Origin of the sequence: Pandoraea eparura (assembly GCF_902459725.1) — a bacterium.
Classification (GTDB): domain Bacteria; phylum Pseudomonadota; class Gammaproteobacteria; order Burkholderiales; family Burkholderiaceae; genus Pandoraea; species Pandoraea eparura.
In genome coordinates this window covers 52510-77733 of record NZ_CABPSH010000002.1, presented here as the reverse complement: position 1 = coordinate 77733, position 25224 = coordinate 52510, and the positions used below count along the sequence as shown (strand labels likewise).

Annotated in this window: 33 protein-coding genes; 31 read left to right on the top strand and 2 right to left on the bottom strand. The window is 60.0% G+C overall.

The window, feature by feature from the left end; genetic code table 11:
- Nucleotides 1-74: 74 nt before the first annotated feature.
- The 29 genes from PEP31012_RS04390 to PEP31012_RS04255 all read left to right on the top strand — a co-directional run bounded on the left by PEP31012_RS04390 (nucleotide 75) and on the right by PEP31012_RS04255 (nucleotide 22324).
- Nucleotides 75-692, top strand: coding sequence for a hypothetical protein (locus PEP31012_RS04390; RefSeq protein ID WP_150588148.1), 618 nt, complete (start codon nucleotides 75-77; stop codon nucleotides 690-692).
- A gap of 292 nt (nucleotides 693-984) precedes the next feature.
- Nucleotides 985-1395, top strand: a complete 411-nt coding sequence (locus PEP31012_RS24190; RefSeq protein ID WP_150588147.1) for an HNH endonuclease — start codon at nucleotides 985-987, stop codon at nucleotides 1393-1395.
- A gap of 198 nt (nucleotides 1396-1593) precedes the next feature.
- Nucleotides 1594-2100: a P27 family phage terminase small subunit gene (locus PEP31012_RS23900; protein WP_246171147.1), complete on the top strand. Its 507-nt coding sequence runs from the start codon at nucleotides 1594-1596 to the stop codon at nucleotides 2098-2100.
- A gap of 26 nt (nucleotides 2101-2126) precedes the next feature.
- Nucleotides 2127-3815, top strand: a complete 1689-nt coding sequence (locus tag PEP31012_RS04375) for a terminase large subunit (protein ID WP_246171146.1) — start codon at nucleotides 2127-2129, stop codon at nucleotides 3813-3815.
- Between the two features lie 53 nt (nucleotides 3816-3868).
- Complete coding sequence (locus tag PEP31012_RS04370; protein ID WP_246171145.1) at nucleotides 3869-5035, top strand: phage portal protein; 1167 nt, start codon at nucleotides 3869-3871, stop codon at nucleotides 5033-5035.
- Nucleotides 5036-5051: 16 nt separating this feature from the next.
- Complete coding sequence (locus tag PEP31012_RS04365; protein ID WP_150588145.1) at nucleotides 5052-5666, top strand: HK97 family phage prohead protease; 615 nt, start codon at nucleotides 5052-5054, stop codon at nucleotides 5664-5666.
- A gap of 11 nt (nucleotides 5667-5677) precedes the next feature.
- Entirely contained in the window at nucleotides 5678-6916 is a 1239-nt protein-coding gene (locus PEP31012_RS04360) for a phage major capsid protein (protein WP_150588144.1), read from the top strand.
- Nucleotides 6917-6951: 35 nt separating this feature from the next.
- A complete protein-coding gene (locus PEP31012_RS04355) occupies nucleotides 6952-7302 on the top strand; it encodes a head-tail connector protein (protein ID WP_150588143.1) in 351 nt (116 codons plus the stop codon).
- Between the two features lie 10 nt (nucleotides 7303-7312).
- Nucleotides 7313-7645: a phage head closure protein gene (locus tag PEP31012_RS04350; RefSeq protein ID WP_150588142.1), complete on the top strand. Its 333-nt coding sequence runs from the start codon at nucleotides 7313-7315 to the stop codon at nucleotides 7643-7645.
- Nucleotides 7638-8105 (top strand): hypothetical protein, encoded by a 468-nt coding sequence (locus tag PEP31012_RS04345; RefSeq protein WP_150588141.1) that lies wholly within the window; start codon nucleotides 7638-7640, stop codon nucleotides 8103-8105. Before PEP31012_RS04350 ends, PEP31012_RS04345 begins: the two co-directional genes overlap by 8 nt.
- 46 nt (nucleotides 8106-8151) lie before the next feature.
- Nucleotides 8152-8745: a phage tail terminator protein gene (locus PEP31012_RS04340; protein WP_150588140.1), complete on the top strand. Its 594-nt coding sequence runs from the start codon at nucleotides 8152-8154 to the stop codon at nucleotides 8743-8745.
- The gene (locus PEP31012_RS04335) at nucleotides 8742-8936 is read left to right on the top strand and encodes a DUF2635 domain-containing protein (protein ID WP_150588139.1); all 195 of its coding nucleotides are present in this window, start codon (nucleotides 8742-8744) and stop codon (nucleotides 8934-8936) included. Before PEP31012_RS04340 ends, PEP31012_RS04335 begins: the two co-directional genes overlap by 4 nt.
- A complete protein-coding gene (locus PEP31012_RS04330; protein ID WP_150588138.1) occupies nucleotides 8933-10426 on the top strand; it encodes a phage tail sheath subtilisin-like domain-containing protein in 1494 nt (497 codons plus the stop codon). The genes PEP31012_RS04335 and PEP31012_RS04330 overlap by 4 nt, the downstream gene beginning before the upstream one ends.
- Before the next feature lie 62 nt (nucleotides 10427-10488).
- Nucleotides 10489-10836: a phage tail tube protein gene (locus tag PEP31012_RS04325; protein ID WP_150588137.1), complete on the top strand. Its 348-nt coding sequence runs from the start codon at nucleotides 10489-10491 to the stop codon at nucleotides 10834-10836.
- Nucleotides 10827-11357, top strand: coding sequence for a phage tail assembly protein (locus PEP31012_RS04320; RefSeq protein WP_150588136.1), 531 nt, complete (start codon nucleotides 10827-10829; stop codon nucleotides 11355-11357). The genes PEP31012_RS04325 and PEP31012_RS04320 overlap by 10 nt, the downstream gene beginning before the upstream one ends.
- 129 nt (nucleotides 11358-11486) lie before the next feature.
- Nucleotides 11487-13322 carry a phage tail tape measure protein gene (locus PEP31012_RS04315; protein ID WP_150588135.1) on the top strand — a complete coding sequence of 612 codons (1836 nt, stop codon included), beginning with the start codon at nucleotides 11487-11489 and terminating at the stop codon, nucleotides 13320-13322.
- A gap of 14 nt (nucleotides 13323-13336) precedes the next feature.
- Nucleotides 13337-14554, top strand: coding sequence for a DNA circularization protein (locus tag PEP31012_RS04310; RefSeq protein WP_150588134.1), 1218 nt, complete (start codon nucleotides 13337-13339; stop codon nucleotides 14552-14554).
- Between the two features lies 1 nt (nucleotide 14555).
- Nucleotides 14556-15674, top strand: coding sequence for a phage baseplate assembly protein (locus tag PEP31012_RS04305; protein ID WP_150588133.1), 1119 nt, complete (start codon nucleotides 14556-14558; stop codon nucleotides 15672-15674).
- Nucleotides 15674-16213 carry a phage baseplate assembly protein V gene (locus PEP31012_RS04300; protein WP_150588132.1) on the top strand — a complete coding sequence of 180 codons (540 nt, stop codon included), beginning with the start codon at nucleotides 15674-15676 and terminating at the stop codon, nucleotides 16211-16213. Before PEP31012_RS04305 ends, PEP31012_RS04300 begins: the two co-directional genes overlap by 1 nt.
- Nucleotides 16210-16614 (top strand): phage GP46 family protein, encoded by a 405-nt coding sequence (locus PEP31012_RS04295; protein WP_150588131.1) that lies wholly within the window; start codon nucleotides 16210-16212, stop codon nucleotides 16612-16614. Before PEP31012_RS04300 ends, PEP31012_RS04295 begins: the two co-directional genes overlap by 4 nt.
- Nucleotides 16604-17656, top strand: a complete 1053-nt coding sequence (locus PEP31012_RS04290; RefSeq protein WP_150588130.1) for a baseplate J/gp47 family protein — start codon at nucleotides 16604-16606, stop codon at nucleotides 17654-17656. Before PEP31012_RS04295 ends, PEP31012_RS04290 begins: the two co-directional genes overlap by 11 nt.
- Nucleotides 17653-18243: a YmfQ family protein gene (locus PEP31012_RS04285; protein WP_246171144.1), complete on the top strand. Its 591-nt coding sequence runs from the start codon at nucleotides 17653-17655 to the stop codon at nucleotides 18241-18243. The genes PEP31012_RS04290 and PEP31012_RS04285 overlap by 4 nt, the downstream gene beginning before the upstream one ends.
- Nucleotides 18244-18254: 11 nt before the next feature.
- Nucleotides 18255-19436: a hypothetical protein gene (locus PEP31012_RS04280; RefSeq protein ID WP_150588128.1), complete on the top strand. Its 1182-nt coding sequence runs from the start codon at nucleotides 18255-18257 to the stop codon at nucleotides 19434-19436.
- A 2-nt stretch (nucleotides 19437-19438) separates the two neighbouring features.
- Entirely contained in the window at nucleotides 19439-19603 is a 165-nt protein-coding gene (locus PEP31012_RS23560; protein WP_174978113.1) for a hypothetical protein, read from the top strand.
- Nucleotides 19603-20124, top strand: a complete 522-nt coding sequence (locus PEP31012_RS04275; RefSeq protein WP_150588127.1) for a DUF7338 family protein — start codon at nucleotides 19603-19605, stop codon at nucleotides 20122-20124. Before PEP31012_RS23560 ends, PEP31012_RS04275 begins: the two co-directional genes overlap by 1 nt.
- A 60-nt stretch (nucleotides 20125-20184) precedes the next feature.
- A complete protein-coding gene (locus tag PEP31012_RS04270) occupies nucleotides 20185-20370 on the top strand; it encodes a hypothetical protein (protein ID WP_150588126.1) in 186 nt (61 codons plus the stop codon).
- 3 nt (nucleotides 20371-20373) lie between these two features.
- Entirely contained in the window at nucleotides 20374-20835 is a 462-nt protein-coding gene (locus tag PEP31012_RS04265) for a lysozyme (protein WP_150588125.1), read from the top strand.
- The gene (locus tag PEP31012_RS04260; RefSeq protein ID WP_150588124.1) at nucleotides 20823-21206 is read left to right on the top strand and encodes a hypothetical protein; all 384 of its coding nucleotides are present in this window, start codon (nucleotides 20823-20825) and stop codon (nucleotides 21204-21206) included. The genes PEP31012_RS04265 and PEP31012_RS04260 overlap by 13 nt, the downstream gene beginning before the upstream one ends.
- 326 nt (nucleotides 21207-21532) lie before the next feature.
- Nucleotides 21533-22324 (top strand): DNA adenine methylase, encoded by a 792-nt coding sequence (locus tag PEP31012_RS04255; protein WP_150588123.1) that lies wholly within the window; start codon nucleotides 21533-21535, stop codon nucleotides 22322-22324.
- Nucleotides 22325-22333: 9 nt separating this feature from the next.
- Here the strand turns inward: PEP31012_RS04255 and PEP31012_RS04250 are convergent, their stop codons facing one another.
- On the bottom strand, nucleotides 22334-22648 hold the full coding sequence (locus tag PEP31012_RS04250) for an addiction module antidote protein (protein ID WP_150588122.1): 315 nt from the start codon (nucleotides 22646-22648) through the stop codon (nucleotides 22334-22336).
- A 3-nt stretch (nucleotides 22649-22651) separates the two neighbouring features.
- Nucleotides 22652-22948, bottom strand: coding sequence for a type II toxin-antitoxin system RelE/ParE family toxin (locus PEP31012_RS04245; protein ID WP_150588121.1), 297 nt, complete (start codon nucleotides 22946-22948; stop codon nucleotides 22652-22654).
- A 186-nt stretch (nucleotides 22949-23134) separates the two neighbouring features.
- On the opposite strand from PEP31012_RS04245, the gene PEP31012_RS04240 reads away from it, so the two are divergent.
- Nucleotides 23135-23470, top strand: coding sequence for a hypothetical protein (locus PEP31012_RS04240; protein ID WP_150588120.1), 336 nt, complete (start codon nucleotides 23135-23137; stop codon nucleotides 23468-23470).
- 333 nt (nucleotides 23471-23803) lie between these two features.
- A complete protein-coding gene (locus PEP31012_RS04235) occupies nucleotides 23804-25108 on the top strand; it encodes an AAA family ATPase (RefSeq protein ID WP_150588119.1) in 1305 nt (434 codons plus the stop codon).
- The last annotated feature ends 116 nt before the right edge of the window (nucleotides 25109-25224 follow it).

Genomic DNA, 25224 nt, shown 5'->3' with positions numbered 1-25224 from the left:
GCGTCGCAGGCGCACACCCACGAACTTTCATTTTTTTACAGAGACGTTGGGACACTGGGACGGGGGAACGGTAGATGCGGATCGACTACAAAGAGCAGGCCGGGATTGCAATGAATGCACGCACTCAACTTGCCGACGCGGTATCGGATCGCCAAGTTACTTTGGGTGCCCTTGCGTTTGCAGACGAGTTGGGCGCGATCCTGTGGCACATGAAGTACGGACAGGACGTTAAACGGGCCGGACTTAGGCGTGCGACGTTGTTGCTCGCGAGTCGTGTGCGCTCGGCGGGCAAGTTCAAGCGCTCGAAGTTCACGGGGTTCTCCACATCGGACAAGCGCAATGCACGGCTCGGTGCTGATGTGGAGCGCGCGAGCGCGGATATCATCGAGCGCTTCGCCGTTAGGATTATCACTGAGTGGGTTGCGGACCTGTGTCCTACATGCCACGGTCGCCGTTGGATCCCTCGCGCTTCGACGCCGCGCGTAGCCGGTGCCGTGCCCTTGCAATGTCCGACGTGTGCCGGAGCTGGGAAGCCTATCGAAGATGAGGCCGCACGAGCGCGTGCAATCGGTGTTGAGTTGCATGTATATCGGCGGCATTGGTCTCGATTGTTCGCCTGGACACTCGCCGTACTGGATCAAATTGACGCGGACACCGGGCACGTGGTGAGGGAGCAGATGCGATGGAAGTAATATTGCATTCCGAAATATCTTGGAATAGAATTCGGTTCATCCAACTTGGATATCGCTGGCACCGCGCGTTAGTCGTGCAAACCTATCGGGACATAAAAATAACAAGTGGAGCCTGTTAGGTGGGGTTGGGGAAGATCCGCCCAATCAAATCGTAAAGAACACAGTGAAGCCCTGAGCGCGAAAGCCCTCGGGGCTTTTTGTTTTGGCTTTCCGGTCGTGCTGTCTCCCATGACCGGGACCGCTCGCCGTTGCCCACCGCTATGGGCGTGCGGCGAGCACCTATCAATCGCCTATGCCCGTCTCTGCTCCCAGACCGTGCCGTGTACCGGCGTGCGGCGCACTCGTTCGAGATGGCTCGAACTACTGCGAAGCGCACAAGCGCCCGGCCGATGGTTCGTTTGCCGACCGGTCCCGTGGTTCGCGCCAGGAGCGTGGCTACGGATCCGACTGGGACAAGCGGCGTGTGCGGATCATGGTTCGCGATAAGTACCTGTGCCAGCAATGTTGGCGCGATGGTGTGCTCACACCTGTGGGTGATAAGCCTTACAGCGCGTGGGTCGACCACATCAAGCCGAAGGCCGAGGGTGGTACCGATGATGATGACAACCTGGAGACGTTGTGCCGGTCATGCGAGCGCGCGAAGACGAACCGTGACAAAAACCGTCGTCGGTCCGGCGATGCTGCTGTGATGCCTAAAAAATAGGCGTCCCGGTCGGTGAAGGAGGCCGACCGGGGGAGGGGGTGGGCAATTTTCTAGCGAACCGTCGCCGGGGACCGAGCGCCCAGCTAAATTTTATCGAGCAATGATTTTGGAGAGGGGGGGGTCGAAAAATCCGCCCCATAGACCGGCTGCGACGGTTGATTTGTTCGCGTCGCCGTCTCCGGTCACTTGGAGCCCCGTATGGAACCGGATTTTGACGATACGTTGACCTTGCCCGGCGAGGAAGGCAACAGTGCCTCGGCGAGCGTTGGAAAGCAATCGAGATCTCCCCGTCCGCCGCCCGGCACGCAGTTGTCGCAGCGCGAGCGGAAAGTGTGGGACTACATCTGCGCCGTGCTGCGCGAAGAAGGGCTACCGCACATCACCGCAGGTCTGGCGATAGCGGTGGTGTGCAAGTCGTTCGTGCGGTACGTCACGACCGAGGTTCTGCTGGCGCAATTTGAAGAGAAGAACGGCGGCAGCTACTTCATCAAGACCCCGAACGGCCACGAGCAACCGCATCAGTTGTTCTACGCAACCCAATCGCTAAAAACTGACCTTCTGAAATGGCTACCGGAAAGCTGCCTGACGCTGCCGTCGTCGGTGATGGCACGCGCGAAGATGGGCGATGCGGGCGTGCAGGACGATCTATTCGGCGACCTGCTGGCGCACGCGCTCGACGCACCAAGCGACAGATCAACGCACTGACGCCCGCTGTACTGAACGAGTGGGATGTGACGTATGGCCTGCCCGTGCTGCGTGGCGAGGTTGTAGTTGGCGAGTTGGTCTTTCTCGCAGTCGAGCGTCACTACCGCGATCTGCGCGACGGGGAAAAGCGGGGTTTGAGCTTCAGCCCTGAGCGTGCCTGGAAGATCATTCGCTTCATCGAGCGCTTCTTCGTCCACATCAAAGGGCCGCTGGCTGGCAAGCTGATGCTACTCGATCCGTGGCAAAAGTTCTGGACGGCGGTTCAGTATGGCTGGCTTGGTCCCGAAGGAAACCGGCGCTTCACTAGAGGGTATGAAGAGGTTGCTCGCAAGAACGGCAAGAGCACCTGGAAGGGGCCGCAGGGTGCCTATCTGTTCATGGCCGACATGGAAGTCGGTGCCGAGGTGTATGCCGTTGCCACGACGCGCGAGCAGGCGATGTCGGTGTTCAAGCCAGCGTTCGACAACATCAAGCGTTGGGCGCGTCGCTCACGTGGTGTGAAACGCTCGTTCACGATCCACGAGGGAACAAATCAGGAAAAAGTTGCTTTTGACAGTGCGGTATTCAAACCGCTGCCAGCGAACGCCGATTCGCTCGACGGTCTGAACCCGAGCGCGATTCTGTTCGACGAACTGCACGCGCAGAAGACGCCGGAAGTGTGGGACGTGATGGAGTCGGCACTTGGTGCCCGCTCGCAGCCGATGCTGTCCGCGATTACGACTGCGGGCTTCATTCTCGATGGCATTTGCACGGACATTCGCCGATACCTGGTCGAGATACTGCGGTGTGAGCGCGATGACGATTCGTTCTTCGGCTACATCTACACCCTGGACACCGATGACGATCCGCTCGATGAGCGCATGTGGATCAAGGCGAACCCCGGATTGGGACGGTCAAAGACATGGGCGTACATGCGCTCGATGGCGCGTAAGGCGCGAGCACTGCCCTCGGCGATGGCGAACTTCCTCACCAAGGATCTGAATCAGTGGGTCAATGGCGCGGATGGCTGGATCGACGCGAAGGTGTGGGACAAGGCGGGCCGCCGTTTCGATCCCGCGATTCTGGCCGGGCGTCGGTGCTTCGGCGGTCTTGACCTGTCGTCGACGCGAGATCTCACGGCGCTCGCGTTGGTGTTCCCGCCGCTCGACGACGATCCGTCCGGCGAATGGTATCTGTTGGTGTACACGTACTGCCCGCGAGCGAAGGTGGCGGAGCAGGCCAGCGAGGATCGTGCCGACTACGCCAAATGGGAGCGCGACGGGTGGTTGACCGTGACGGAAGGCAATGTGACGGACTATGCGCCGCTGAAAGCCTTCATTCTCGACCACGTGCGCACGACCTACGAACTGGTCGAGCTGGCGTTTGATAAGTGGAACGCTACGCACCTGGCTAACGAACTGATGGCCGAGGGCGTTTTCATGGTCGAGGTTCCGCAATTGACGACAGGTATGTATCCCGGCGCTAAGAAGTTCGAAGAGCTGGTGTACGACAACCGGCTGATGCACGGCGGTAATGCGCTGATGCGCTGGGCCACGTTGAACGTCTCGTTGCTGTTCGACAGCAACGGCAACTTCCGACCGGACAAGAAAAAGTCACTTGGGCGCGGACGCATTGACCCGGCTGTCGCGACGGTCATGGCGTTGGCGCGTGCGAGTGCTGGCGGTGAACGTTCGATTCTCGAAACCCTTGAAGAAGACGACATTCTCGTCATGTGAACATGAAATTCATCGACTCATTGCTGGGCCGTCGAAGTCTGGAGAACCCGGACGTGCCGATCACCGGCCGCAATCTCGCCGAGATCTTGCACGGCGAGGGGCACGTGGTCACTGCGGCGACAGCAATGCGCCTGTCAGCGGTGTACTCGTGTATCTACGTGCTGGCGAGTTCTTGGGGGCAGTTGCCCCTCGCTGTGTTGCGGCGCAAGGGCGATACCCGCGAGCTTGCCACGGACCATCCCGCGTACTACCTGCTGCACGACTCCCCGAACGAATGGGAGACGAGCTACAAGTGGCGCGAGACGCGGCAGAGCCACGTGTGCGGGTGGGGCAATGCATACACCCCCATTCGTCGCACGAGGAAGGGGGAGATCTATGAGCTTGGGCGTTGCACGCCAGCCGACACCACGCTCGTCAAGGTTGGGGGGCGCTGGACGTATGCGTCGCTCGACGACGATGGGGCGCCGATCTCGATTGCGCCGGAGGACATGATTCACATTCGCGCACTCGGCACGAACGGACGCGAAGGGATCAGTCCTATCCGTCAGCACGCGGAGCTGCTTGGTTTGGGTCTTGCCGCGCAGCAGTATGGGAAGGATTTCTTCGATGGGGGCGGGCGTCCTACGGGCCTGATCACCCTGAAGGGCACGCCGTTACAGAAGGATGGATGGGACCGCCTTACCTCGCTGTGGAATAAGACGGCCACGAAGCTGCGTGAGTCGAAGAACAAGACGCTGCTGCTACCGGCTGATCTCGACTACAAGGCGCTAACTATCGCCCCTGAAGATGCGCAGTTTATCGAGACGCGGAAGATGAATCGGTCAGAGATCGCGAGCATCTTCAACGTGCCTGCCCACATGATCAATGACCTAGAAAAAGCAACTTTCTCGAACATCAGCGAGCAGGGGATTCAGTTTGTGCGTCACACGATGATGCCGTGGGTGGTGAACTGGGAGCAGGAGCTAAACCGGAAGATCTTTACCGCTGCCGAGCGGCGTGCTGGCTATTACGTGAAAGCGAACTTGGCCGGTCTGCTGCGCGGCACACCGAAAGAGCGCGCGGAGTTCTACCACTACGGAATCACCGATGGGTGGATGGATCGCAACGAAGTCCGCGCATTCGAAGACATGAACCCGCGCGAGGGGCTGTCCGACATGCTCATCAGTGTCAACGCTAGACCATCAGATGCGGCGGTCGACGCCGCACCAGCCGAAGGCTAACGCCGAGGAAATCAGCATGGATTACATCGAAAAGCGCACGCTGCCCGAGCAGCCGTGCGAACTGCGCTCGTCTGGCGAAAGCGGAGATCCCGTCACCATCGTCGGTTACGGCGCGGTATTCAACTCGCGAAGCGCCCTGATGTTCGGGATGTTCGTCGAGGAGATCGCTCCGGGGGCATTCGACGATGTCATGAACGACGACGTACGCGCCCTGTTCAATCACGACCCGAACTTCGTTCTCGGCCGGACCCGCAGCGGAACGTTGCGGATCAACGTCGATCAGCGCGGCTTGGCCTACACGATCACGCCGCCCGACACGCAGACCGTGCGCGACCTCGTGCTCGCGCCGATGACGCGCGGCGACGTCACGGGATCGAGCTTTCAGTTCCGCGTGGCGCAGGACGGCGACGAATGGCGCGAAGAGGGGCAAATCGTCGTGCGCACGATTCGTCGCTTCGCAAACCTGATCGACGTATCGCCGGTGACGTATCCGGCATACGACGACAGCAACGCGTCTCAGCGCTCGCTGAAGGCGTGGAAGGAGGCCCGTGACGACAACCTGCACGTCCGGGCCATTAATGAGCGTCGCGCACGCGAGCGCTTGCTCGACTTGATTACCTACAACGTTTAACCGGAGTACATATGACTCTCGCAGAAATGCAACAAAAGCGTGCGCAGATCGCATCCGAAATGCGCAGCTTCCACGATAAGCAAGGCGACGCCGTGTGGGGCGACGAGCAGCGCTCGAAGTGGGACGGAATGAAAGCGGACTTGAAGTCGCTCGACGAAATGATCCAGCGTGAAACCGAACTGCGTGAGACCGAGCAGCGCTACGTCGAGCAGAATGCATCGGCAACGGCAGCGCAAGCCCGCCGCCAGAATGGCGAGCAGACGGACGAGGAGCGCCGCTCGCAGGTATTCGACCGCTTCGTTCGCGTCGGCTTGGGTGAAATGTCGGCGGAAGAGCGTCAACTGCTCAACGAAAGCCGTGCGCAGGGCGCAGCGACGCCGGATCGTGGTGGCTACACCGTGCCGACCACGTTCCTCACGCGCGTTCAGGAAAGCATGGCCGCATACGGCGGGATCGCATCCGTCTCGCAGATCATCGTGACGGACAACGGGGCACCCATCGGTTGGGCAACCAGCGACGGGACGAACGATATCGGCGAGCTGCTCGGCGAGAACACCGAGACGGCCGAAGGTGACGTCGAATTCGGTTTCGGCGAACTGGGTGCGCACCGCCTCTCGTCGAAGGTCATCCGCGTGTCGAATGAGTTGCTCAACGACACGGGCATCGACATGGAAGCGTACCTCTCTGGGCGCATTGCCTCGCGCATCGGCCGCGGCGAAGCCAAGTATCTGGTCCAGGGTACTGGTGCCGCAGCGACGAACAACACCCCGGCGCAGCCGAAGGGTCTCGCAGCATCGGCCGCCATCGGCAAGGTGACTGCCAGTGCCGCGAAGTTCACGTGGCAGGAGGCCAATGGTCTGATCCACTCGGTTGATCCGGCATATCGCGCTGCTCCGCAGTTCCGCCTGGCGTTCAACGATGCGACGCTGCAAATGTTCGAGGAAATGGTGGACGGCCAGAATCGCCCGCTCTGGATTCCGGGTCTCGATGCGAGCGCTCCGGCACGCATTCTTAAGTACCAGTACGTCGTCGACCAGGCGATTGCTGATGTGGGCGCTGGCGCCAGCTTCATGTTCGCGGGCGACTTCTCGCAGTTCGTCGTGCGACGTGTCAAGTACATGGTGCTCAAGCGCTTGGTCGAGCGTTACGCCGAGTTTGACCAAACCGGTTTCCTTGCCTTCCATCGCTTCGGCTGTGTGCTTCAGGACACCGCTGCGGTCAAGGCTCTGCAAGGCAAGCCCGCAGCCTAACCACGGGGAGGGCCGCTTATGCGGCCCTGAGTGCCATGCTTGTGACTTACGCGGAAATTTGGTGGCACTGTCGGCTTGCGGGTGACCCGCCTGCTGATGGTGCCGATGATCAACCGATCCGCTTGCTGGCGGTGGCTGCGCAGCGGTTCGTCGAGAACCATACGGGCCGCAAGCTCTATCCCGCAGGCGAGTCGCTGCCGGACGGCGCTCCCGAGGGAGCGCTTGTGATTGACGATGATCTTCGGCTCGCAATCCTCATGCTGGTAGCGCACTGGCACGAGCACCGTGAAGCGGCTGTTCAGTCCGCATCGACGACGACATCCGCCACTGTGCCCCTGGCGTTTGACGCGCTGATCGGGCCGTATCGCTGGTTCAACGTCGGTTGACGGAGGTGTTATGGAGTTCCCCACAATCGGTGAGCTGAACCAGCGCATCAAGATCTCGACCCGTTCGGACTATCCGGTGCTTGAAACCGATATCGCATCGGACTATTCAGGGCGGCGTGATCGCTGGGCAAAGATAGAGCCGGTCGGCAGCGCGGTCTACTTCGGGAACGCTCAGACCGAGGTGAAGGTCACGCATCGCATCTGGATTCGATATGAGCACGGGATCGACGCCAATGTTGAGGTCGATGACGGGCAAAGCGTGTACCGAGTTCGTCGTGTCTCTGACCTGAAGGGCGCAAAGCGCTTTACGGTCTTAGAGGTAGAGGAGCTGGGCGATGTCTGATCCTGCGTTCTATCTCCACCTGAGTGGCTACGAGGGGTTTGATAAGTCGATTGACTTCGACCGGAAGTTGATCCGACGGGCCATGCGCGCCGCTGGTCGTCTCGTCCAGCGTGGTGCCCGAAAGCATGTCGCTAGAAGCGGAGGATCGAAGCCGGGCGAGTTTCCGGCCCGTCGGAAAGGACTGTTGAGCAAGTCGATTGGCGTGAAGGTGTCGCGCTCCGGCTTCCTTGTTCGGATTGCGCCGACCAAGATCCCGGGTATGAAGAGCTTCTATCCCGCGTATCTAGGTTACGGCGTCAAGCGTAAGCCTGGTGCACGACGCGATAAGCGATCAGCGGGAAGCTCCGCTATGCGTATCGATCCGCGCGGGAACTACGTCATTGCCGCTCTCGATGAAAACGCCGCGCAGATCAAAGTACTGCTGAGCGCAGCGTTCGAGAGTTCGTTGCGCATAAAGTAACTTTGCAGCCTCTATACAACCCCGCTTCGGCGGGTTTTTTTATGCCATGAAGCTATCTCCAATCATCGCGCAATTGCGCAGTTACTGCCCCTTGTTTGAGCGGCGAGTCTTCGGTGGTGTCGATTGGGATCTGCTGGAGGAGGCCGGAAAGTTGCCCGTTCCGGCGGCATATGTCGTCGTCGGCGACGACGACGCAGACCCGAGCGAAACCACAAATGTAGTGAATCAGAACGTTACGGACACGTTCCACGTGTTTGTAGTTCTGCCCGCCCCGGATGACCGAACGGCAACCGCGATTGATGCAGTCGATGCCGCGCGTCGGCAATTGCTCTTATCCCTCGTTGGTTGGCGCCCGGAGTCGTTCTACGACATGGCGCAATACGTGGGGGGCGAATTGCTGTTCGCTAACCGGGCGCGAATGGTCTATCGCTACACGTTCTTCGCTGAGTGGTGCTTGGGGCGCGCTCTTCCTACCGATCCGCCGGAGACGTGGCAGGAGCAAGTGCTAGACGGCCTGCCGATTCTTGAAGGCATCACGGTCAATGTCGACGTCATCGATCCCGCCGCAGACAGAAACCTGAAGTACCCCGGCCCGGACGGGCGCATCGAAGCCATCCTGAAAGAGGAATTCAAACCATGAAAAAACGCACTGTTTTCGTTACGCCGGTGGAAGGGCGAATCGTGCCCGACCCGGAGCGCGGCGACGATGTTCCGGCCGTTGGCCGTGAAGTTCCCCGCTCGGCCTACTGGCTGCGGGCCATCAACGCAGGCGACCTGAAGGAAGGCAAGCCGACCACGGCCGCCGCTATGCATACGGGTGACACGCAATGACCGTCGCATTTCCTACAATCCCCAATGATGCTCGCGTTCCGCTCTTCTACGGCGAGGTGGACAACTCGATGGCGAACAGCGGTGCCCAGTCGTATCGCCGTCTGCTGATCGCGCAGGTGAACGACGATATTGACCTCCCGGTTAGCGAACTGACGATTGTGTCCCGCGCATCCGAAGCAGTAACGCTTGGCGGTGACGGCTCCATGCTGGCGGCGATGTACGCGAAGTGGCGGCAGATCGACCAGATGGGCGAAATCTGGGTTGTGCCGGTCAAGGTGGAGACGGGGCAGGCTGCAAAGGGGGCGCTCAAGTTCACGGGCACCGCGACCGAGGCTGGTCTGATCAACGCCTACATCGGCTCGGCGCACATTCGCGTTGCCGTCGGTATTGGCCAGACCGCCGCCGACACTGCTACGGCGCTGGCAGCAGCAGTGTCGGCAGCATCTGGCCTGCCCGCAACGGCTGCCGCACTCGACGGAACCGTGACGTTCACGTGCCGTTGGAAGGGCGACACCGGCAACGATATGCGCCTGAGCGTCAATCAGCAGGGGGCCGCAGCGAACGAGCGAACCCCCGCCGGATTGGTCGTCGATATCGTGCAGCCGACCGGCGGTGCTGGTTCGCCGGATATTGCCGCGACTCTGGCGCTGGTGGGCGATGAGCCGTTCGAGTTCATCGGGCACCCGTATACCGACGTCACGACGTTGGACGATCTGCGCGACTGGATGAGCGGCACTATCGGCCGTTGGTCGTACGCCCAGCAACTCTATGGTCACGTGTACAGCGCACGTCGCGGCACGATTGGTGAATTGGTGCCGTTCGGGCGTTCGCGCAACGACGAGCATATCTGTATCCAGGGCTTCGAGCCGGATTCGCCGGATCCGGTGTGGCTGTGGGCCGCGACGTTCGCCGCGAGAACCGCCGTGTTCACGAGCGCCGATATCGGTCGGCCGACTCAGACGGGCGAGCAGAATGGCATTAAGCCCGCCCCGGCCGGGAAGCGATTCATCTTCAACGAGCGGCAATCGCTGCTCATGAACGGGATCGCGACGCAGACGTACGAGGGCGGTTCGGTGCGTATCGAGCGTGCGATCACTACGTACCAGCGCAATGCTTACGGGCAGCCAGACGATTCGTATCTCGACAGCGAGACGATGCATCAGATCGGTTACACGATGCGACGCCTGCGCTCGGTGATCACGAGCAAATACGGGCGTCACAAGCTGGCCGACGACGGTACGCAGTTCGGCGAGGGCGCGGCCATTGTCACGCCCAAGACCATTCGCGCGGAGCTGATCGCCGAGTATCGGGCGATGGAGCGCGAGGGCATTGTCGAGAATGCGGACCTTTTCGCGAAGTATCTGATCGTCGAGCGCGATGCGAACAATCCGAACCGTATCAACGTTCTGTATCCGCCCGACTATGTGAACCAGTTGCGCATCTTCGCGTTGGTGAACCAGTTCCGCCTGCAATACCCGGAAGCTGCATAACGCGGCGATTCTGAAAAACCTGCGGCCCGGCATCCACCGGGCCGTTTTCATTGGAGTTCCAGATGGGACAGAAAACTGCGGGCACTTGCTACGTCAAGGCCGATGGCGTAGCGCTCACGGTCACGGGTGGTTGCGAAGCGCCTGTAACTGAGGTCGTGCGCGAGACCGTCGTGAAGGGCTACTTCTCGGAGAAGGATCGGACGCCGTACGTCAAGGTCGACGCCGTCCATACGCCTGGCTTCCCGCTCGACAAGCTTGCCAAGGGAGAAAACATGACGGTGACGTGCGAGTTCAAGAACGGCAAGACGTACGTCCTGTCGGGCGCGTACCTCGTCGGCGAGCCCTCATCGGCGGGTGACGACGGCAAGATCTCGCTCGAATTCAACGGCATTAAAGGGGAATGGATGTGATCGATATCACGTTGAAGAAGCCGATCCCGGCGCATGGCGAAACCGTTTCGGTGCTCTCGTTGCGCGAGCCGACCGGCGACGAGATCCGGGCCACGCGTCGTCTGCCCTTCCTCGTGCGCGGTGTCGACGGCGCTTTCGTGCCCGACCCGCGAACGATTCTGAAGTACGCGGCTACGTGCGCTGAGGTTCCCCCGTCGTCGCTGTCGAAGCTCTGCGGACCCGACGTCATGGCCGTGAATGAAGCGGTTATGGGGATGTTCGTCGGTGAGGCGGATGACCTGCCGACGCTCGCCGAAGTCACGGGGAAGGAGACTGCGGCCGTGGGGGAAATGCCGCACATGGTCAGCGTGGACGCAGAAACGTTCTACGTGAACACCGCTGCGGCAATGCGCTACATCGAGCTTCTGGGCGGCATGACGAAAGATCAGGTTGACGCGCTTTCGCCTGCTGCTATCGCACGTCTTTCGCTGCAGGTGATCAGTTTTTTTTACGGTGGGACGTCGGAAGCGTCGACGAGCTGACGACGCTGATCTACGACGTCGCTGGCTATTGGAGGCTAGACCCGGAGATCGTCAAGGCGCGACCGCTTGGTTTGGTCTTCGAGCACCACGCCCACGCATGGCGGCAGACTCAGGCGCGGAGAGATAGCGATGGCTGACAAGTTCCAACTCAAGGCGCTGATTACAGGCGTCGATAAACTCTCGCCAATGCTTGCGGGCATGCGCAAGAACGTCGCGCAGTTTCGCAAGCAACTCAAGACGTCCAGCCTCGGCGACAAGATCTCGTTTGGCGAGGTGATGAAGGGCGGGGCCATCGCGGCCCCGTTCATGCTTGGGGCGAAGGCGGCTATCGATTTCGAGTCGGCGATGGCCGACGTGAAGAAGGTCGTCAACTTCGACACGCCCGAGCAGTTCAAGCAGATGGGCGACGACGTGCTGAACCTGTCCCGGCGTCTGCCGATGGCGGCGAAGGACATTGCTGCCATCGTCGCGGCGGGGGGGCAAGCTGGTTTCGACAAGAGCGAGTTGGCACGCTTTGCCGAAGACGCCGTAAAGATGGGGGTGGCGTTCGACCAGTCGGCCGACGAGTCCGGCACGATGATGGCGAAGTGGCGTACCTCGTTCAAGATGGGACAGGATCAAGTCGTCGAGCTGGCCGACAAGATCAACTATCTGGGTAACAACGGCCCTGCTACGGCGAAGCAGATCTCGTCCATCGTGACCCGTATCGGTCCGCTCGGACAGGTGGCGGGGCTGGCGTCTGGCCAGATCGCGGCGATGGGCGCGACGCTTGCCGGAATGGGTATTCAGGAGGAAGTCGCCGCCACGGGCATGAAAAACTTCATGCTGGCGCTGACGTCAGGTTCGTCTGCCACGAAGCAGCAACAGAACGCATTCAAGTCGCTGCGGCTCGATGCAAAGCAACTTGCGGTTGGCATGCAAAAAGATGCACAGGGCACGCTTTTGCGTGTCCTGACGGCTGTTGGCAAGGTCGATAAGTCCAAACAGGCGTCCGTCTTGCAGCAGTTGTTCGGGAAAGAGTCCATCGAGGCTATTGCGCCGTTGCTGACCAACATGGAGTTGTTGCGCGGCAATCTGCAAAAGGTCGCGGAAGAGCAGCAGTACGGCGGGTCGATGCAGCAGGAATATGCAGCGCGAGCGGCCACGACCGCGAACAACATTCAGTTGTTCACCAACCGGGTGGTCGGGTTGGGCGTGAGCATGGGCAACATCCTGCTTCCGTCGATCAACTCATTCCTCGGCGTGATCGGCCCGATGACGGATCAGATCGCCGGCCTGACCGCAGCCAATCCTTGGCTCGTCAAAGGACTGCTTGGTGCTGCACTGGGATTCGGTGCGTTGCGTCTGGCCGTGTGGGGTGCGACGGTCGCTACGAAGCTGTTTCTCGCCGTTTCGAACCTCTCTCCCATCGGCATCGCAGTGCGGGCACTTGCGCTCGGTGCGGGCTTCCTCATCGCCAACTGGAGTGCGGTGGCTCCGTGGTTCAAGGACATGTGGGGAAAGATCCAGCCGTATTTCGCGGCCGGGTGGGAGCTGATCAAGACGATCTGGTCTTACTCGGCGTTGGGCATGGTTGTGGCGAACTGGGAGCCTATCGTCGATTGGTTTAAGCGGATGTGGGAGCGCATTCGACCGTACGTCGAGCCGATCATTGATGCAACGAAGTGGGTAGGCAACAAGATAGGCGGTTTGCTCGACGGTGGCCCCGCGCGCAACGCAACACCGGACGCGTCTGGCCTCGTGCCGCTCCCTTCTGGTGGCGGGCGAGGTCTCGCAGGTGCCGTTGCATGGCAGCAGCAATCGATTGTGGGCGCAGGTGCTGGGGGAGCGCGTCTAAACGGTGAGTTGACTGTGAAGTTCGACAACGCCCCGCCCGGAACACGCGTTGACGACGCCAAGACGAATCAGTCCGGCCTTACGGTCACGAGCCGTGTTGGACGTCGTAGTTTGGGAGACACGAATTGACTTGGAAAGAGAAGATGCAACCCGCCTCATTCCGGGGCGTGCCGTTTCGTGTCAACGACGAATCTGGGCCGGTCGGCAGGGACGTCCAAATCCACGAGTACCCGAAAAAAGACGACCCCTATGTCGAAGACATGGGGCGTCGTACGCGGACGTATCGCTTTACCGCATACGTCGTGGGGGCGAAGTGCTTCGAGGAGCGCGACGCGCTTCTCAAGGCGCTCGATGAGCCTGGCTCCGGCGAGCTGGTGCACCCGTGGTATGGGCGCAAGACTGTCACGGCGACGAACGAGTGTTCAGTTTCGCACCGAATGGACGAAGGGGGCGTAGTTCGCTTCGAGCTGGTGTTTGTCGATTCGGGGAGGCTGGAAAACCCGAGGCCGGTTGCGAACACCGGGCAGCAGTTGAAATCTGCTGCGGAGTCGGTCGAGAGTTCGGCGCTCGCTCGCTTCCAAGGTGCGTTGGCGGTCGTCGACATGGCTCGCGTCAAGGCGAATTCGCTGACGTCTGGCGTCTCCGGATTCTTCGGCGCTGTGCAGGGATATATGTCCCCGTTTACTTCGCTGTTCGGAACGGCCAGCGGTTTGCTCGACACGGTGATGAACTCGCCGGGGAATCTGTCTGGCATGTTGCTCGGCACGGTGCGAGACATGACCCGTGGATTTTCCAGCTTCGGTGGTTCGGTGGCGGACGTGCAAAGCAGCGCAAGCGCCGTGCCAGCGCTCGCGTCTATTCCCGCGCCTCCCGGAACGGATGCCGCTGCCCTTCAAGTGGCCGTCGTGAACCTATTTCAAGACGTCGCCGTCGCAAACGCTTTGCGCGATGCGGCTGAAATGCCCGTGGCGATGTCCCCGCCGACCCAGCGTGTGGACGCCCCTGCGCTGGACGTCCAGGTCTCAACCTCCGAGGTCGCGAACGAGACGCCAGTCGCAGACGATGTGATCGGGGCTCGCGACGCGGTAAGCGAGGCGATTTGGGTGGTGGCGCTCCAATCCGATGCGAAGCACTTTGCCGTTCTGACCGATGCGCGCCAGGCGTTGGAGGCGCATCTATCGAACGTAGCCCGGGCGGGAGTGCGCCTGACGACGTACTCGCCGAACGCGACAGTCCCGGCACTGGTGCTTGCGTACGCCAAGTACGGGGACGCACGCCGGGCCGATGAGATCGTCGCGCGTAACCGGTTGATCTATCCAGGCTTCGTGCCTGCGGTGCCTCTGCAAATTGCACGGAAGTGAAATGGAAGATCCAAACGACAAAGTGACTTTGACCGTCGATGGGATGGATTACGGCGGCTGGAAGGAGGTCAGCATCGGTGCTGGCGTCGAGCGACAGGCGCGTGACTTCGATCTATCGATTACGTGGCGCTGGCCGGGATCGTCCGAGCAGATCCGGCCCGTTCGGCACGGGGCACGTTGCGAGGTACGCATCGGTCGTGACCTGGTCGTAACAGGATGGGTGGGCGCATCGCCGATCCGATACAGCAAGACCGAGGCGACGATGCGTATCACGGGCCGCTCGCTCACGGCAGACCTTGTTGACTGCTGCCCCGACGATAAGCCGGGACAGTGGAAAGGGCAGCGCATCGAGCAGGTGGTGCGCTCTCTAGTCAGTCCGTACGGCATCAAGGTCGTCAACGAGGGCCGCGATACGACGGTGATCCCGAACCACACGGTGAAGCCCGGAGAGACGATTTTCGAGTCTATCGACCGGCTGCTAACGGTCTCTCGCTTGTTCTCAACGGACGACGGGCAGGGTCGTTTGGTGATGGCGAGGCCAGGGAGCGCAGGCCGTGCGGCTGATCGGTTGGTGCTCGGGGAAAACATTCTGGAAGGCGATGCGCCGCTTGACTTCTCGCGTGTGTTCTCCGAGTACGTCGCCAAAGGCCAGCGAGCGGAACAGGATGACGACGAATCGGCGGACGCCGCTGAGGTCGTAGGCAGTTCTGCCGATGACAGGATCGGTCGCCGTCGGCGTCTAGTGATCAATGAGTCAGGGCAAGTCACGAAGGAGCTTGCGCAGTGGCGAGCGGATTGGGAGCGCGATCATCGCATCTCGAAGGCCCTGGAGGCGACGTATCAGGTGCAGGGGTGGCGGCAGAGCAACGGTGCACTGTGGATCCCGAATCTGATTGTCCCGGTGGTAGACCCGATCATCGGGTTTGACCGCGACATGCTCATCGCCGAAGTTACATACAGCCGCAGGCGATCCGGCGGGACGATAGCGACGCTGAAGGTCGCCCCGCCCGATGGTTTCGAGCCGGAGCCGAACGACAAGCGCAAGCGGATGAAGGTGAAGAAGGGCAAGACGGGTGACAACTTCGAATACCTGTTGCCCGCCGATTGGGAGAAAAGGTGATGGACCTTTCGACAGTGCTTTCGCGTTACACGGTGGTGCTCGCGAACGCCGAGGGGAAGTTGCAGCGGCTACAGATCCGGGTGCTGGCTGGCGAGGTGTTGGACGGCGTTGAGGATCTGGAGCAATACGGCTTCTCATCGGTGCCGCTGGCCGGTGCGGGTGGCGTTGCCTTGTTCTTCGGTGGTGACCGATCACACGGCGTTGCACTGCCACCGAACGACAAGCGGTATCGCCCGACTGATCTCCAGCCGGGCGACGTCGCGATCTATACCGATGAGGCGGCGCGCATCACGCTGCGTCGTGGCCGGATCATCGATGTCGATTGCGATGTATATCGCATCAAGGCCAAGCATTACGAGGTACAGGCCAGCGAGACGATCTCGCTCAAGACGGATGCATTCAAGCTGGATGCGGCGACGGCTGAATCTACCGCAGCGATCCGCGCTCCCGACGTCGTGCTCGGTGACGGAGACGGGAAGAGCATGGTCGGGCATACGCACCAAGAGCATGACGGGCCGCCGACGGGAGGGCCGCAATGATCGATCTGACCGAGGATCAGCGCGTCGCGGTTCTCACGAGGGCTGTCTATATCAGTCTATTTTCGTGGCGACGCGCGCTGGATAGCGATCCCGTCGACGACGACGAGCTGCAAGGGTGGTGGGGCGATACCTTCCCGTCCGTCAGTGGCGATCAAATTGGATCGCGTCTCTGGTTGCTGCGCCGTCGCACGTTGACGGCCGACACGGTGCGAGACGCGATTACATACGCACAGGAGGCGCTTGCGTGGCTCGTTGACGACGAGCACGCGACGGCGGTTGACATACGGGCGGAGCGGCGTGGGAACGATCAATTGCGCATGAGAGTGCGGATTGATCTCGTCGACGGCGATCCGCTCAGTCTCGATATTGAGGATATTTGGAGGGTAATCAATGCCGTTTGACATTCCGACATTGCCCAAGCTGGTCAAGCGTGTGCGAGGAGATCTTGCCCCCGCCAGCAATACTGGGGCACTGCGTCGCGGCGATGGCGAGGTGATCTCTCGTGCGCACTCCGGCGCGGTATCTGGCCTGTATGGGCACCAGGCGTACATCGCGGATCAGATCTTGCCGGACTCGTGCGACGAGGAGACGTTGCTGCGGCTTGCGGCCATGCGTTTGCCAAACAACGGGCGACGGCCTGCGGGGTCGGCTCAGGGACCGTTGATCTGTTCTGGGCGGGATACGGCTCGCATTGAAGCGGGCGAGCTATGGCAAACCCGTGACGGCCGACGCTATACCGTAAAGATCGCTGGCGCGATCAGTGGGAGCGCTGCAACAGTGACACTCGCAGCGGTCGACGCGGGCGTGCTCCGTAATCTCGACGAAGGGACTGCGCTGACCAGCGTGTCTCCCATCGAGGGTTTGTCCGACACTGCCTACGTGGGCGTAGGCGGTATCGGCGGCGGCTCCGATATCGAGAGCATTGATAGCCTGCGTGCTCGTGTGGTACGGACGTATCGTGTCGTGCCGCGTGGCGGCAAGCCTGACGATTACGTCACTTGGGCGCTGGAGGTGCCGGGTATTTCGCGTGCATGGTGTGTGCGCAACGCCCTCGGCCCCGGCACGGTTGGCGTCTACATCATGCGAGACGGCGATGCGGATCCTTTCCCGTCCGAAGAGCAATCCGAGGTGGTGGGAGCCTACATCGAGACGCAGCGGCCGACGTGCCCCGAGGTCTATGTGATGGCCCCGAAGAACCGGCCAGTCCCCCTAACCATCGATCTCACGCCAGACACTCCGGAAAATCGGGTGGCCGTTCAACAGGCGCTCGACGAAGTGCTTCGTGCCGAAGCCGATCTCGGGATGACGCTGATTCGCTCTCACTTGACCGCGGCAATCAGCGGTGCGCAAGGCGAAGACGATCACAAGTTACTCGTGCCTGCGGGCAACGTTGAATGCGCGGCAAACGAGTTGCCAACGCTCGGGGTGATCACATGGGTATGACGGCAGACGATTACCTGTCGCATCTGCGCGCACTGTTGCCGCCTGGTCCTGCGTGGTCTGGGGAGATGGGGGCCGAGGTTGATGAGGTGCTGCAATGCCTCGCCCCGGAGTTTGCGCGAGTCGACGCACGTGGTGATGCCCTGCTCGCCGAAATGGACCCACGCATGGTGCGGGAGTTGTTGCCAGATTGGGAGCGCGTCATGGCGCTGCCCGATCCGTGCCTCGGTCCTTCGCAATCGTTTGATGATCGCCGCGCGGCGGTGTTTCGCCGCATGTTTGAGGTCGGCGATGCGCGAATGGAGTACTACGTGCAACTCGCTGTTTCGTTCGGCTACACGAACGCGCGAGGGGTGGAGTATCGCGCCCCGCGCTTCGGCCGTGCGCGCTTCGGGAAAAGCCACTTTGGTACATGGGCTCAACAATTTTTTTGGGGGCTGCGACTGGGTGGTGCGCTGGCCGGAGGGCGGCGATTCGGCGCAACGGTGTGGGGCGAGCGGTTTGGCGGGAACCCGAACGAGGGGCTGGAGTGTGTGGTGCGGCGCGAAGCACACGCTCATACGGTGGTAATGCTCGATTTCGAGACATAAGAGGCTAATGAATGGATTATCCAAAGAGTGTTCCCGGAGTGGGACTTGTTGATGGCAGGTTCGTAGACGAGGATAAAACCGTTCCTCGTGTGGGGTCGTTGATCCCGGCGGCGTGGGGCAACGCGATTACTGACGAGGTTCTGCACGTTCTTGCGGAAGGCGGACTTGTGCCGGATGAGGCGGATCCTACGCAGCTCGCCGAAGCCATCAAGAAAATCATCGACACCCGAGTATCGGCCGACTATGTGACAAGGGGGATTCTTGCGGCCGCAATTGGCTCGTCCGGGGCCGCTGCTTCCCGCAATCGACTCATCAACAGCGGTGCGCAAGTGGCCATCCAGACCGCGACGCCGACGCTGTCGAGCGCCGTCCAGTACGGTCCCGTGGAAATGATTGCTGGATGGGCCTCGGGCGGCGCCATCACGGCGGGCACGCTGATCCAAGACACGGCGTCGCCAGTCGGACGTACCGGCTATGCGGTCAAGTTCGCGGGCTGCACACTGACCGGTGCCGGGGTTATATCTTGGCGGTATCGGATGGAGGCGGCCGAGGCTGTCAAACTCAAGAACGCGACGGCGATGTTCCAGATGGTCGTGCAACACGATGTTGGAGCGCCTGTGAATTACACAGTGCTTCTCAGCAAGCCGACCAACACGGCCGACGATTTTTCGGCCGTGACGGCAATCGCCACAAGTGCTCCTGTAGCCGTAGCGTCAGGGACAGCAACGCAACTCATTCCTTGGCAGAACGGAATCGCGCTCGGCGATTGCTCGAAGGGGTTGAACATCGAAGTGCAGGTCGCGTGCGGGGCGATCACGACGAAGAATTTCTGGTTTACCGAGTGGCAGTTGGAGGAAGGTACTGTCGCTACGCCGCTAGAGCGCCGAGGGTATCAGGCGGAACTCGCCGCCTGCCAACGTTACGCGCTCAACGTTCCGATTGGATCGCTCTTCATCAACGGTTGGGCGGGGTCGGCAGGTGCCCCTGTCGGGGCAGCGGGCATTGACTACCCGGTCGAAATGCGAGTCCCCCCCACGGTGCCGTCGATTTCGTTCGCGCTGACCCAATGCAACACGCCAGCCATCGCTTACAACACGACGCGTTGCATGCGCCTTGCCGCCACAGGAACCGTGTCGGCTGGCCAAGCAAATGCCTATAACAACGCCGCATTCGTCATCACTGCGAGGCTCTAACCATGTATCAGCTCTATATCACCGAGGGTTTCGTCACGCGCCTCTCGGACGGCGCAACGATTCCGATGGCGGACGGTAACGTCGACTATGAAGAGTTCAAGCGATGGCAGGCAGAGGGTAACGTGCCTGATCCGGCGGACCCTGTTCCGGTCATTGGGGCGGAGTGATGTGGATTCTTCTCTATCCCATGTGTGTCACGGCATCGTTGACGGCAACGATGATCGCGGTGATCGCAGTGAATTGGTGGGTGCCGCTGCTCGCCGACGAGGCTGGAAACTTGCCTCGCCGATTGCGATGGTTCCAGACGTTCGATGCGACGCTCGACGCTGGATGGCTTGATGGATATCTCGATCCGTCATGGGGTTCGACTCCCTGGCGGCGGTATTGGGCGCGCGTATGGTGGCTTAATCGCAACCCGGCGTACGGTTTTGATTACGCGGTTGGCCTGACGTTCGACGCGTCTGAATGGCGCGTTGTCAAATACGTTGAGCGTGACGACCTGGTGCTGTTCATAGCGTTTGGTCGGGGATTCAATTTCTATTACGAGGGGCCGCTCGGGCAATACAAGCTCGGTTGGAAGGCATGGAACCGATGGGACGGTAAGGGGTGGGACGCAACCAATTGGGAGGCGTTCGAGCGAATACCTGTTTGCTTCACAGTCAATCCGTTTCGTCGACGGCCCGCATAACGCGGGCCGTTTTCATTTCAGCCGCCACCATTTTGGGGCGGCTTTTTTGCGGGGTATGGAGTGACAAACGCTGATTTGGCGGTGGAAGTGATCAAGGCGTCACCTGCGACGCCTGTGCCAGTCATGACCCTGATGGGGTATGGGGTGGCGGACTGGGCAAGCATGGCGACGTTGGTCTACGTGGTGCTGCTGGCTTTGCACTACGTCTACAAGAACTTCATTGGGCCATCGCGCAAAGGGGAGTGATGTATGGACATCAAGCAAAAGTTGCTTGCGGTCCTCGGCTCGGGTGCCATTGCTGCCTTGATGGTGCTCGTTCCGCATTTCGAGGGCGTGCGCTACGTCGCATATCAGGATTCCGTCGGCGTCTGGACGATCTGCTACGGGCATACGCGCGGCGTTCGCGCAGGTATGACAGCGACGCAAGCGCAGTGCGACGCGTGGCTCGTGGAAGACATCGAGATCGCGCTCGACGCCGTCGACCGCAACGTGCGCGTGCCGATCTCTGAGACCGAACGCGCGGCGCTCGGTGATTTCGCGTTCAACCTGGGCGAGCCGAATCTGCGCAAAAGCACGCTACTGCGGTTGGTCAACCTCGGGCGTCAGGACGACGCCTGCAACGAGTACCGACGTTGGGTGCTGGCTGGCGGGCGAAAGCTCGACGGCCTAGTGCGTCGTCGCGATGTGGAGGAATGGTTATGTCGGATGTGACGAAGCTCGGCGCGTGCCTAGTGGTGGGCGTGCTGCTGTTGCTCACAGGGGCTGCGGCCGGGTGGGTGATCAACGGTTGGCGTATGAGTGCCGCAGTTGCGGGCGCGCAAAAGGAGCGGGCGCTCGACGGCCAGGCGTCGGCCGTTGCCGCGCTTGCGGACTTTGCCGAGACCGCGAGCAAAGTGAAGGAAGCCGCCGATTCATACATCAGCGAGCGAGCCGCGATTGCAGGCAAGCTCGATCAACTTTCGAAGGATCTCAAGAACTATGCAAAAGACAAGCCTTTGCCTGCTGATTGTCGCCCTGACGCTGGCCGGGTGCGCAGTCTCTCCGAAGCCGTTGCCGCCGCCAAGCAAGCCGCAACTCGATAGCGCTCTTGCTGCGGACTGCATGATTCCCGACGGGCCTTCCGCCGACGATTACGACGTGTGGCAGGCGTGGGTGCAAAGTGACTTGTTGGGGGCGTTGGTTGACTGCGCAATCCGACATAGCAAGACGGTGGCCGCGTGGCCGTCGTGACTGTAGCGACTTGCAGTAGCGCGCAGGCGCTTGAGTAGAGACAGAGCGACCGTCTTGGTGTTAGAGCACCGCGACGGTCGCCTGACACACTGAGTACCCAGTGAGCCAAGCCAAGGCTCTGCCACCTTCCTAGGAGGCGGGGCGGATTGTAACAAAAACCAAAACACGCTCACAAAAAATGACAGCACCAATCATTCCGTGGATCGGCGGAAAGCGCCGTCTCGCAGATACCATCATTCCTATGTTCCCGCCGCACGAGACCTACGTCGAGGTGTTTGCCGGTGGTGCAGCGCTGTATTTCCTCCGGCATCCGGCTAAGGTGGAGGTGATCAACGATGTCAACGGCGAACTGGTGAACCTGTACCGCGTCGTGCAACATCATCTCGAAGAGTTCGTGCGTCAGTTCAAGTGGGCGCTGTCCAGTCGGCAGGTTTTTAAGTGGCTCAAAGAGACGCGTCCCGAAACGCTGACGGACATTCAGCGTGCGGCCCGGTTCTACTATTTGCAGCACAACTGCTTTGGGGGGAAGGTCGAGGGGCAGACATTCGGCACGGCGACTACGACGCCGCCTGGCCTGAATCTGTTGCGTCTTGAGGAGTCGCTGTCTGCTGCGCACTTGCGGCTGGCCAGCGCGTACATCGAGAATCTTGACTGGCTCGCGTGCATCGAAAAGTACGACCGTGAACACACGTTCTTCTATCTTGACCCGCCCTATTGGGAAACCGAGGGGTATGGCGTGCCGTTTGCTTTTGAGCAGTATGAGCGGATGGCGGAAGCGCTGCGTCGTATCAAGGGCAAGGCCATCGTGAGCCTCAACGATCACCCGGACATTCGGCGGGCGTTCGATGGGTTCGAGATCGATACGTGCGGGATCACTTACACGGTCGGCGGCGGCAAAGGGGCCGACCGTAGAGAGGTGATCATTTACAGTTGGGATCGTGCATCCGAGCCAGTCGGATTGTTTGGCTGAACGTGATGCTCAAGCAGTGACGGCATTGGGGGATTCGGAATTCGGAGCCAGCGTGAGGTGCAGGCCAAGTGCGCCGACCACTTTCATGATGGTGGCGAATTCTGGATTGCCCGTGTCGGACAGGGCACGATACAGTGCTTCGCGAGCAATTCCCGACTCGCGGGCAAGGGTGCTCATCCCGCGAGCGCGAGCAACGGTGCCGAGCGCCCGCTGAATTTCGCGAGAATCCCCGCCTTCAAACGCGAGCGAAAGGTAATGCTTAATCGTCTCGTCGTCCTTTAGTGCCTCTGCGGCGTCAAATTCCCTCAGTTCGCTTAGTTTCATTTCTCAGTCCTCCAATTCGTCGGCCAGCTTCTTCGCGTGCTTGATGTCTTTGGCTTGCGTCGACTTGTCGCCGCCGCACAGCAGGACGACCAGCACCGTGCCACGTTGAACGAAGTACACGCGATAGCCGGGGCCGACGTCAACCTTCAATTCCGAAACACCCTCGCCGACCGGCTTAACGTTGCCGGGATTCCCGAGCGCCAGACGGTCGAGCCGTTGGGCGATGGCGGCAACGCCCTTGCGGTCCCTCAAGCCGGAGAACCACTTGCTGAATTCGGGGTGTTGGAGAATTTTCCTCATAGGATCAAATGTAATCCATGGGTTACAGTTTTGCAAGGAAAAATAATTGCTTCGATTTGCGTGAACTCATCCGGGCACTCGCCTTGGTGCTCTCCGTCATCGCAGGTGCGACGGGATCGGGGGGGCGTTAAAGTTTCTCCGGTAAATGCCGTTCGAAGTAGAGATACCAAAAACGAGGAGTTACTGATGAAACAAGCGTTCGCACCAGCATTATTCGTCGCGTTGTCGTTGATTGGTGGTCCGGCATTTGCCAGCACGGACTTTGCGGGGCCGTACTGTGACAGCGGATGCCGTTTGATAGACAACATCGGGAGCCGTGCCAACGTGATTTATTCTGGTGAGGCGGTGAGGGATTATCGTGTTTGTCGTAACGACGGATACTCGTTGACGGTCATCGTGAACGGAGCGAGCTACGATGTTCCAAGTGGGAACTACAAGAATCGAAATTGCATCGATGTCGCAGGTCGGATTATTGAAATTTCAGGTTCGGCAACTGCTCTTGTGGGGCCGATTGGTCAGTGAGTAAAGCTTTCAACTGGTTCCTTTGTCGTGGCAGAGATAACGATGGGCGAAGTACCTATGGAGTTTTTTTGGGGTGGCGTTATTTGTAAGTAATTGATGTTTAATTATTTGTGTTGGCCTGCAAAGTCGCTTTGGCGAGTGAATCCACAACCACGACCGGCTCTTTGCGTTCGTGTTTCAAACGTCTGCTAAACAGTGAGAAGTTGCCACTATGGAAGGCGCTCAACGCTTGCGTCGGTTACGGAGAATATGCGACGTTGGTGATTTAACATAGCGCCTCGCGATGATTTGAAACTTTACAGCAGCAAGGCACTAGAATATTTCGGGGAAAAAATGGCTGACGAAAAAACACTCGACCCAAACTTATTAGCTCTTTGCGTCGCGCTCGATGCGCTGTCGGCATCAGTAAAAAATGCGGCTGAGCAGCGACAACTCAACGCAGTATATGGATGGAATGTAGTCGGGGTAAGCCGTGACGATATCGTAGCCCTGATTAGTTCTCTTTCGAACAAGATTCGAAAGCAGGCAGACATCGAGCTCCCTGAAGACGTTGCGACACGCATCAAGGGAATGACCTCAGGCATCAATTACGCAGTGGGGAATACCGTCCCGCACATGTTTAATGGCAACGCTGTCCAAGCAGTGCCAGCGTTGCTGCTGATGTTAGCGACACTGAATTCCTTGCTTACCGACGCGTTTCAGTGGCCAACGCAACCCGAATTGTATGCGATTCCTCCCCAACTGAAGCGTCGGATCAACGCTGCTGAAACGCGGGTCAACTCGGTCGAGAGCAAAACAGGCGATCTCGAAACGAAAGCAGAACAGATTCTGGCTGCGCATGCCGCGGCGGAGTCTCTTGATGTCGATCTTGCTGCACTTCACGAAGCAAGAGAGAGAACCAAACAATCCGAAACTGACGCGAGGATATCGCAGCAGGAAGCAACCAAGGCTCTAGCCGAAATCGTGGAAGTGGCTCGCGCTATCCGACAACATCAGGATGACGCTGCAGCAGTCGTTGAGAAATGCGAAGACGCATACCGTATTGCGACGTCTAAGGGACTGGCTGGAGCCTTTGACGATCGAGCAAACAAGCTTAACGTTTCCATTCGATGGTGGACTGGCAGTTTGATCGTTACGTTGGCAGCGGCGGCGGTCATTGGGTACGAACGGGTTCGCGCTTTAAACGGGCTTCTCTCAAGCGCCACACCGACTTGGGGAGCTATTGCTCTGCATCTCGGCGTATCGCTCGTGAGCGTCGGTGCGCCTTTTTGGTTCGCGTGGCTGGCAACAAAGCAGATCGGCCAGCGATTCCGGTTGGCTGAGGACTATGCATTTAAGGCATCGGTGTCCAAAGCGTACGAAGGTTACCGGAAGGAGGCCGTAAGAATTGATCCAGCATTTGAAAATCGCCTGTTTGGATCAGCGTTGTCGCGGATGGAGGAGGCACCTTTGCGTCTGCTTGCGGATGAAAGGAACCACGGAAGTCCATGGCACGAGTTGGTTCATTCCAAGGCATTCGAAAGAGCCGTCGAGCTGGTGCCCGAACTCCGGGCGAAAGTGATCGACATCGCTGGCAAGTCGAAAGCAAAAACGGAATCGGCCGATGTTGAAGAGCCGTTGCCAGCTACAAAAGGATAATTTTGCATGACGCCCGCTCTCCATCCAAGCGAGATTCCCACCGTCGGTGAGTGGCGATCAGCGGAAAGCGTGGAGTAATGGAAGCGGCCGCTATGAAGCAGCTTTCCGGCGTTGGG

Excerpts from the sequence above, each read along its gene's own strand:
- PEP31012_RS04295 (WP_150588131.1), top strand. The coding sequence starts at position 16,210 with ATGATCGATCTGACCGAGGATCAGCGCGTCGCGGTTCTCACGAGGGCT.
- PEP31012_RS04335 (WP_150588139.1), top strand. The coding sequence starts at position 8,742 with ATGAAAAAACGCACTGTTTTCGTTACGCCGGTGGAAGGGCGAATCGTG.
- PEP31012_RS04240 (WP_150588120.1), top strand. The coding sequence starts at position 23,135 with ATGAAACAAGCGTTCGCACCAGCATTATTCGTCGCGTTGTCGTTGATT.
- PEP31012_RS04290 (WP_150588130.1), top strand. The coding sequence starts at position 16,604 with ATGCCGTTTGACATTCCGACATTGCCCAAGCTGGTCAAGCGTGTGCGA.
- PEP31012_RS04345 (WP_150588141.1), top strand. The coding sequence starts at position 7,638 with ATGTCTGATCCTGCGTTCTATCTCCACCTGAGTGGCTACGAGGGGTTT.
- PEP31012_RS04315 (WP_150588135.1), top strand. The coding sequence starts at position 11,487 with ATGGCTGACAAGTTCCAACTCAAGGCGCTGATTACAGGCGTCGATAAA.
- PEP31012_RS04255 (WP_150588123.1), top strand. The coding sequence starts at position 21,533 with ATGACAGCACCAATCATTCCGTGGATCGGCGGAAAGCGCCGTCTCGCA.
- PEP31012_RS04360 (WP_150588144.1), top strand. The coding sequence starts at position 5,678 with ATGACTCTCGCAGAAATGCAACAAAAGCGTGCGCAGATCGCATCCGAA.
- PEP31012_RS04285 (WP_246171144.1), top strand. The coding sequence starts at position 17,653 with ATGACGGCAGACGATTACCTGTCGCATCTGCGCGCACTGTTGCCGCCT.
- PEP31012_RS04300 (WP_150588132.1), top strand. The coding sequence starts at position 15,674 with ATGGACCTTTCGACAGTGCTTTCGCGTTACACGGTGGTGCTCGCGAAC.
- PEP31012_RS04250 (WP_150588122.1), bottom strand. The coding sequence starts at position 22,648 with ATGAAACTAAGCGAACTGAGGGAATTTGACGCCGCAGAGGCACTAAAG.
- PEP31012_RS04310 (WP_150588134.1), top strand. The coding sequence starts at position 13,337 with ATGCAACCCGCCTCATTCCGGGGCGTGCCGTTTCGTGTCAACGACGAA.
- PEP31012_RS04275 (WP_150588127.1), top strand. The coding sequence starts at position 19,603 with ATGTGGATTCTTCTCTATCCCATGTGTGTCACGGCATCGTTGACGGCA.
- PEP31012_RS04365 (WP_150588145.1), top strand. The coding sequence starts at position 5,052 with ATGGATTACATCGAAAAGCGCACGCTGCCCGAGCAGCCGTGCGAACTG.
- PEP31012_RS04355 (WP_150588143.1), top strand. The coding sequence starts at position 6,952 with ATGCTTGTGACTTACGCGGAAATTTGGTGGCACTGTCGGCTTGCGGGT.
- PEP31012_RS04325 (WP_150588137.1), top strand. The coding sequence starts at position 10,489 with ATGGGACAGAAAACTGCGGGCACTTGCTACGTCAAGGCCGATGGCGTA.
- PEP31012_RS04305 (WP_150588133.1), top strand. The coding sequence starts at position 14,556 with ATGGAAGATCCAAACGACAAAGTGACTTTGACCGTCGATGGGATGGAT.
- PEP31012_RS23560 (WP_174978113.1), top strand. The coding sequence starts at position 19,439 with ATGTATCAGCTCTATATCACCGAGGGTTTCGTCACGCGCCTCTCGGAC.
- PEP31012_RS24190 (WP_150588147.1), top strand. The coding sequence starts at position 985 with ATGCCCGTCTCTGCTCCCAGACCGTGCCGTGTACCGGCGTGCGGCGCA.
- PEP31012_RS04235 (WP_150588119.1), top strand. The coding sequence starts at position 23,804 with ATGGCTGACGAAAAAACACTCGACCCAAACTTATTAGCTCTTTGCGTC.
- PEP31012_RS23900 (WP_246171147.1), top strand. The coding sequence starts at position 1,594 with ATGGAACCGGATTTTGACGATACGTTGACCTTGCCCGGCGAGGAAGGC.
- PEP31012_RS04260 (WP_150588124.1), top strand. The coding sequence starts at position 20,823 with ATGTCGGATGTGACGAAGCTCGGCGCGTGCCTAGTGGTGGGCGTGCTG.
- PEP31012_RS04265 (WP_150588125.1), top strand. The coding sequence starts at position 20,374 with ATGGACATCAAGCAAAAGTTGCTTGCGGTCCTCGGCTCGGGTGCCATT.
- PEP31012_RS04390 (WP_150588148.1), top strand. The coding sequence starts at position 75 with ATGCGGATCGACTACAAAGAGCAGGCCGGGATTGCAATGAATGCACGC.
- PEP31012_RS04330 (WP_150588138.1), top strand. The coding sequence starts at position 8,933 with ATGACCGTCGCATTTCCTACAATCCCCAATGATGCTCGCGTTCCGCTC.
- PEP31012_RS04350 (WP_150588142.1), top strand. The coding sequence starts at position 7,313 with ATGGAGTTCCCCACAATCGGTGAGCTGAACCAGCGCATCAAGATCTCG.
- PEP31012_RS04340 (WP_150588140.1), top strand. The coding sequence starts at position 8,152 with ATGAAGCTATCTCCAATCATCGCGCAATTGCGCAGTTACTGCCCCTTG.
- PEP31012_RS04320 (WP_150588136.1), top strand. The coding sequence starts at position 10,827 with ATGGATGTGATCGATATCACGTTGAAGAAGCCGATCCCGGCGCATGGC.
- PEP31012_RS04245 (WP_150588121.1), bottom strand. The coding sequence starts at position 22,948 with ATGAGGAAAATTCTCCAACACCCCGAATTCAGCAAGTGGTTCTCCGGC.
- PEP31012_RS04280 (WP_150588128.1), top strand. The coding sequence starts at position 18,255 with ATGGATTATCCAAAGAGTGTTCCCGGAGTGGGACTTGTTGATGGCAGG.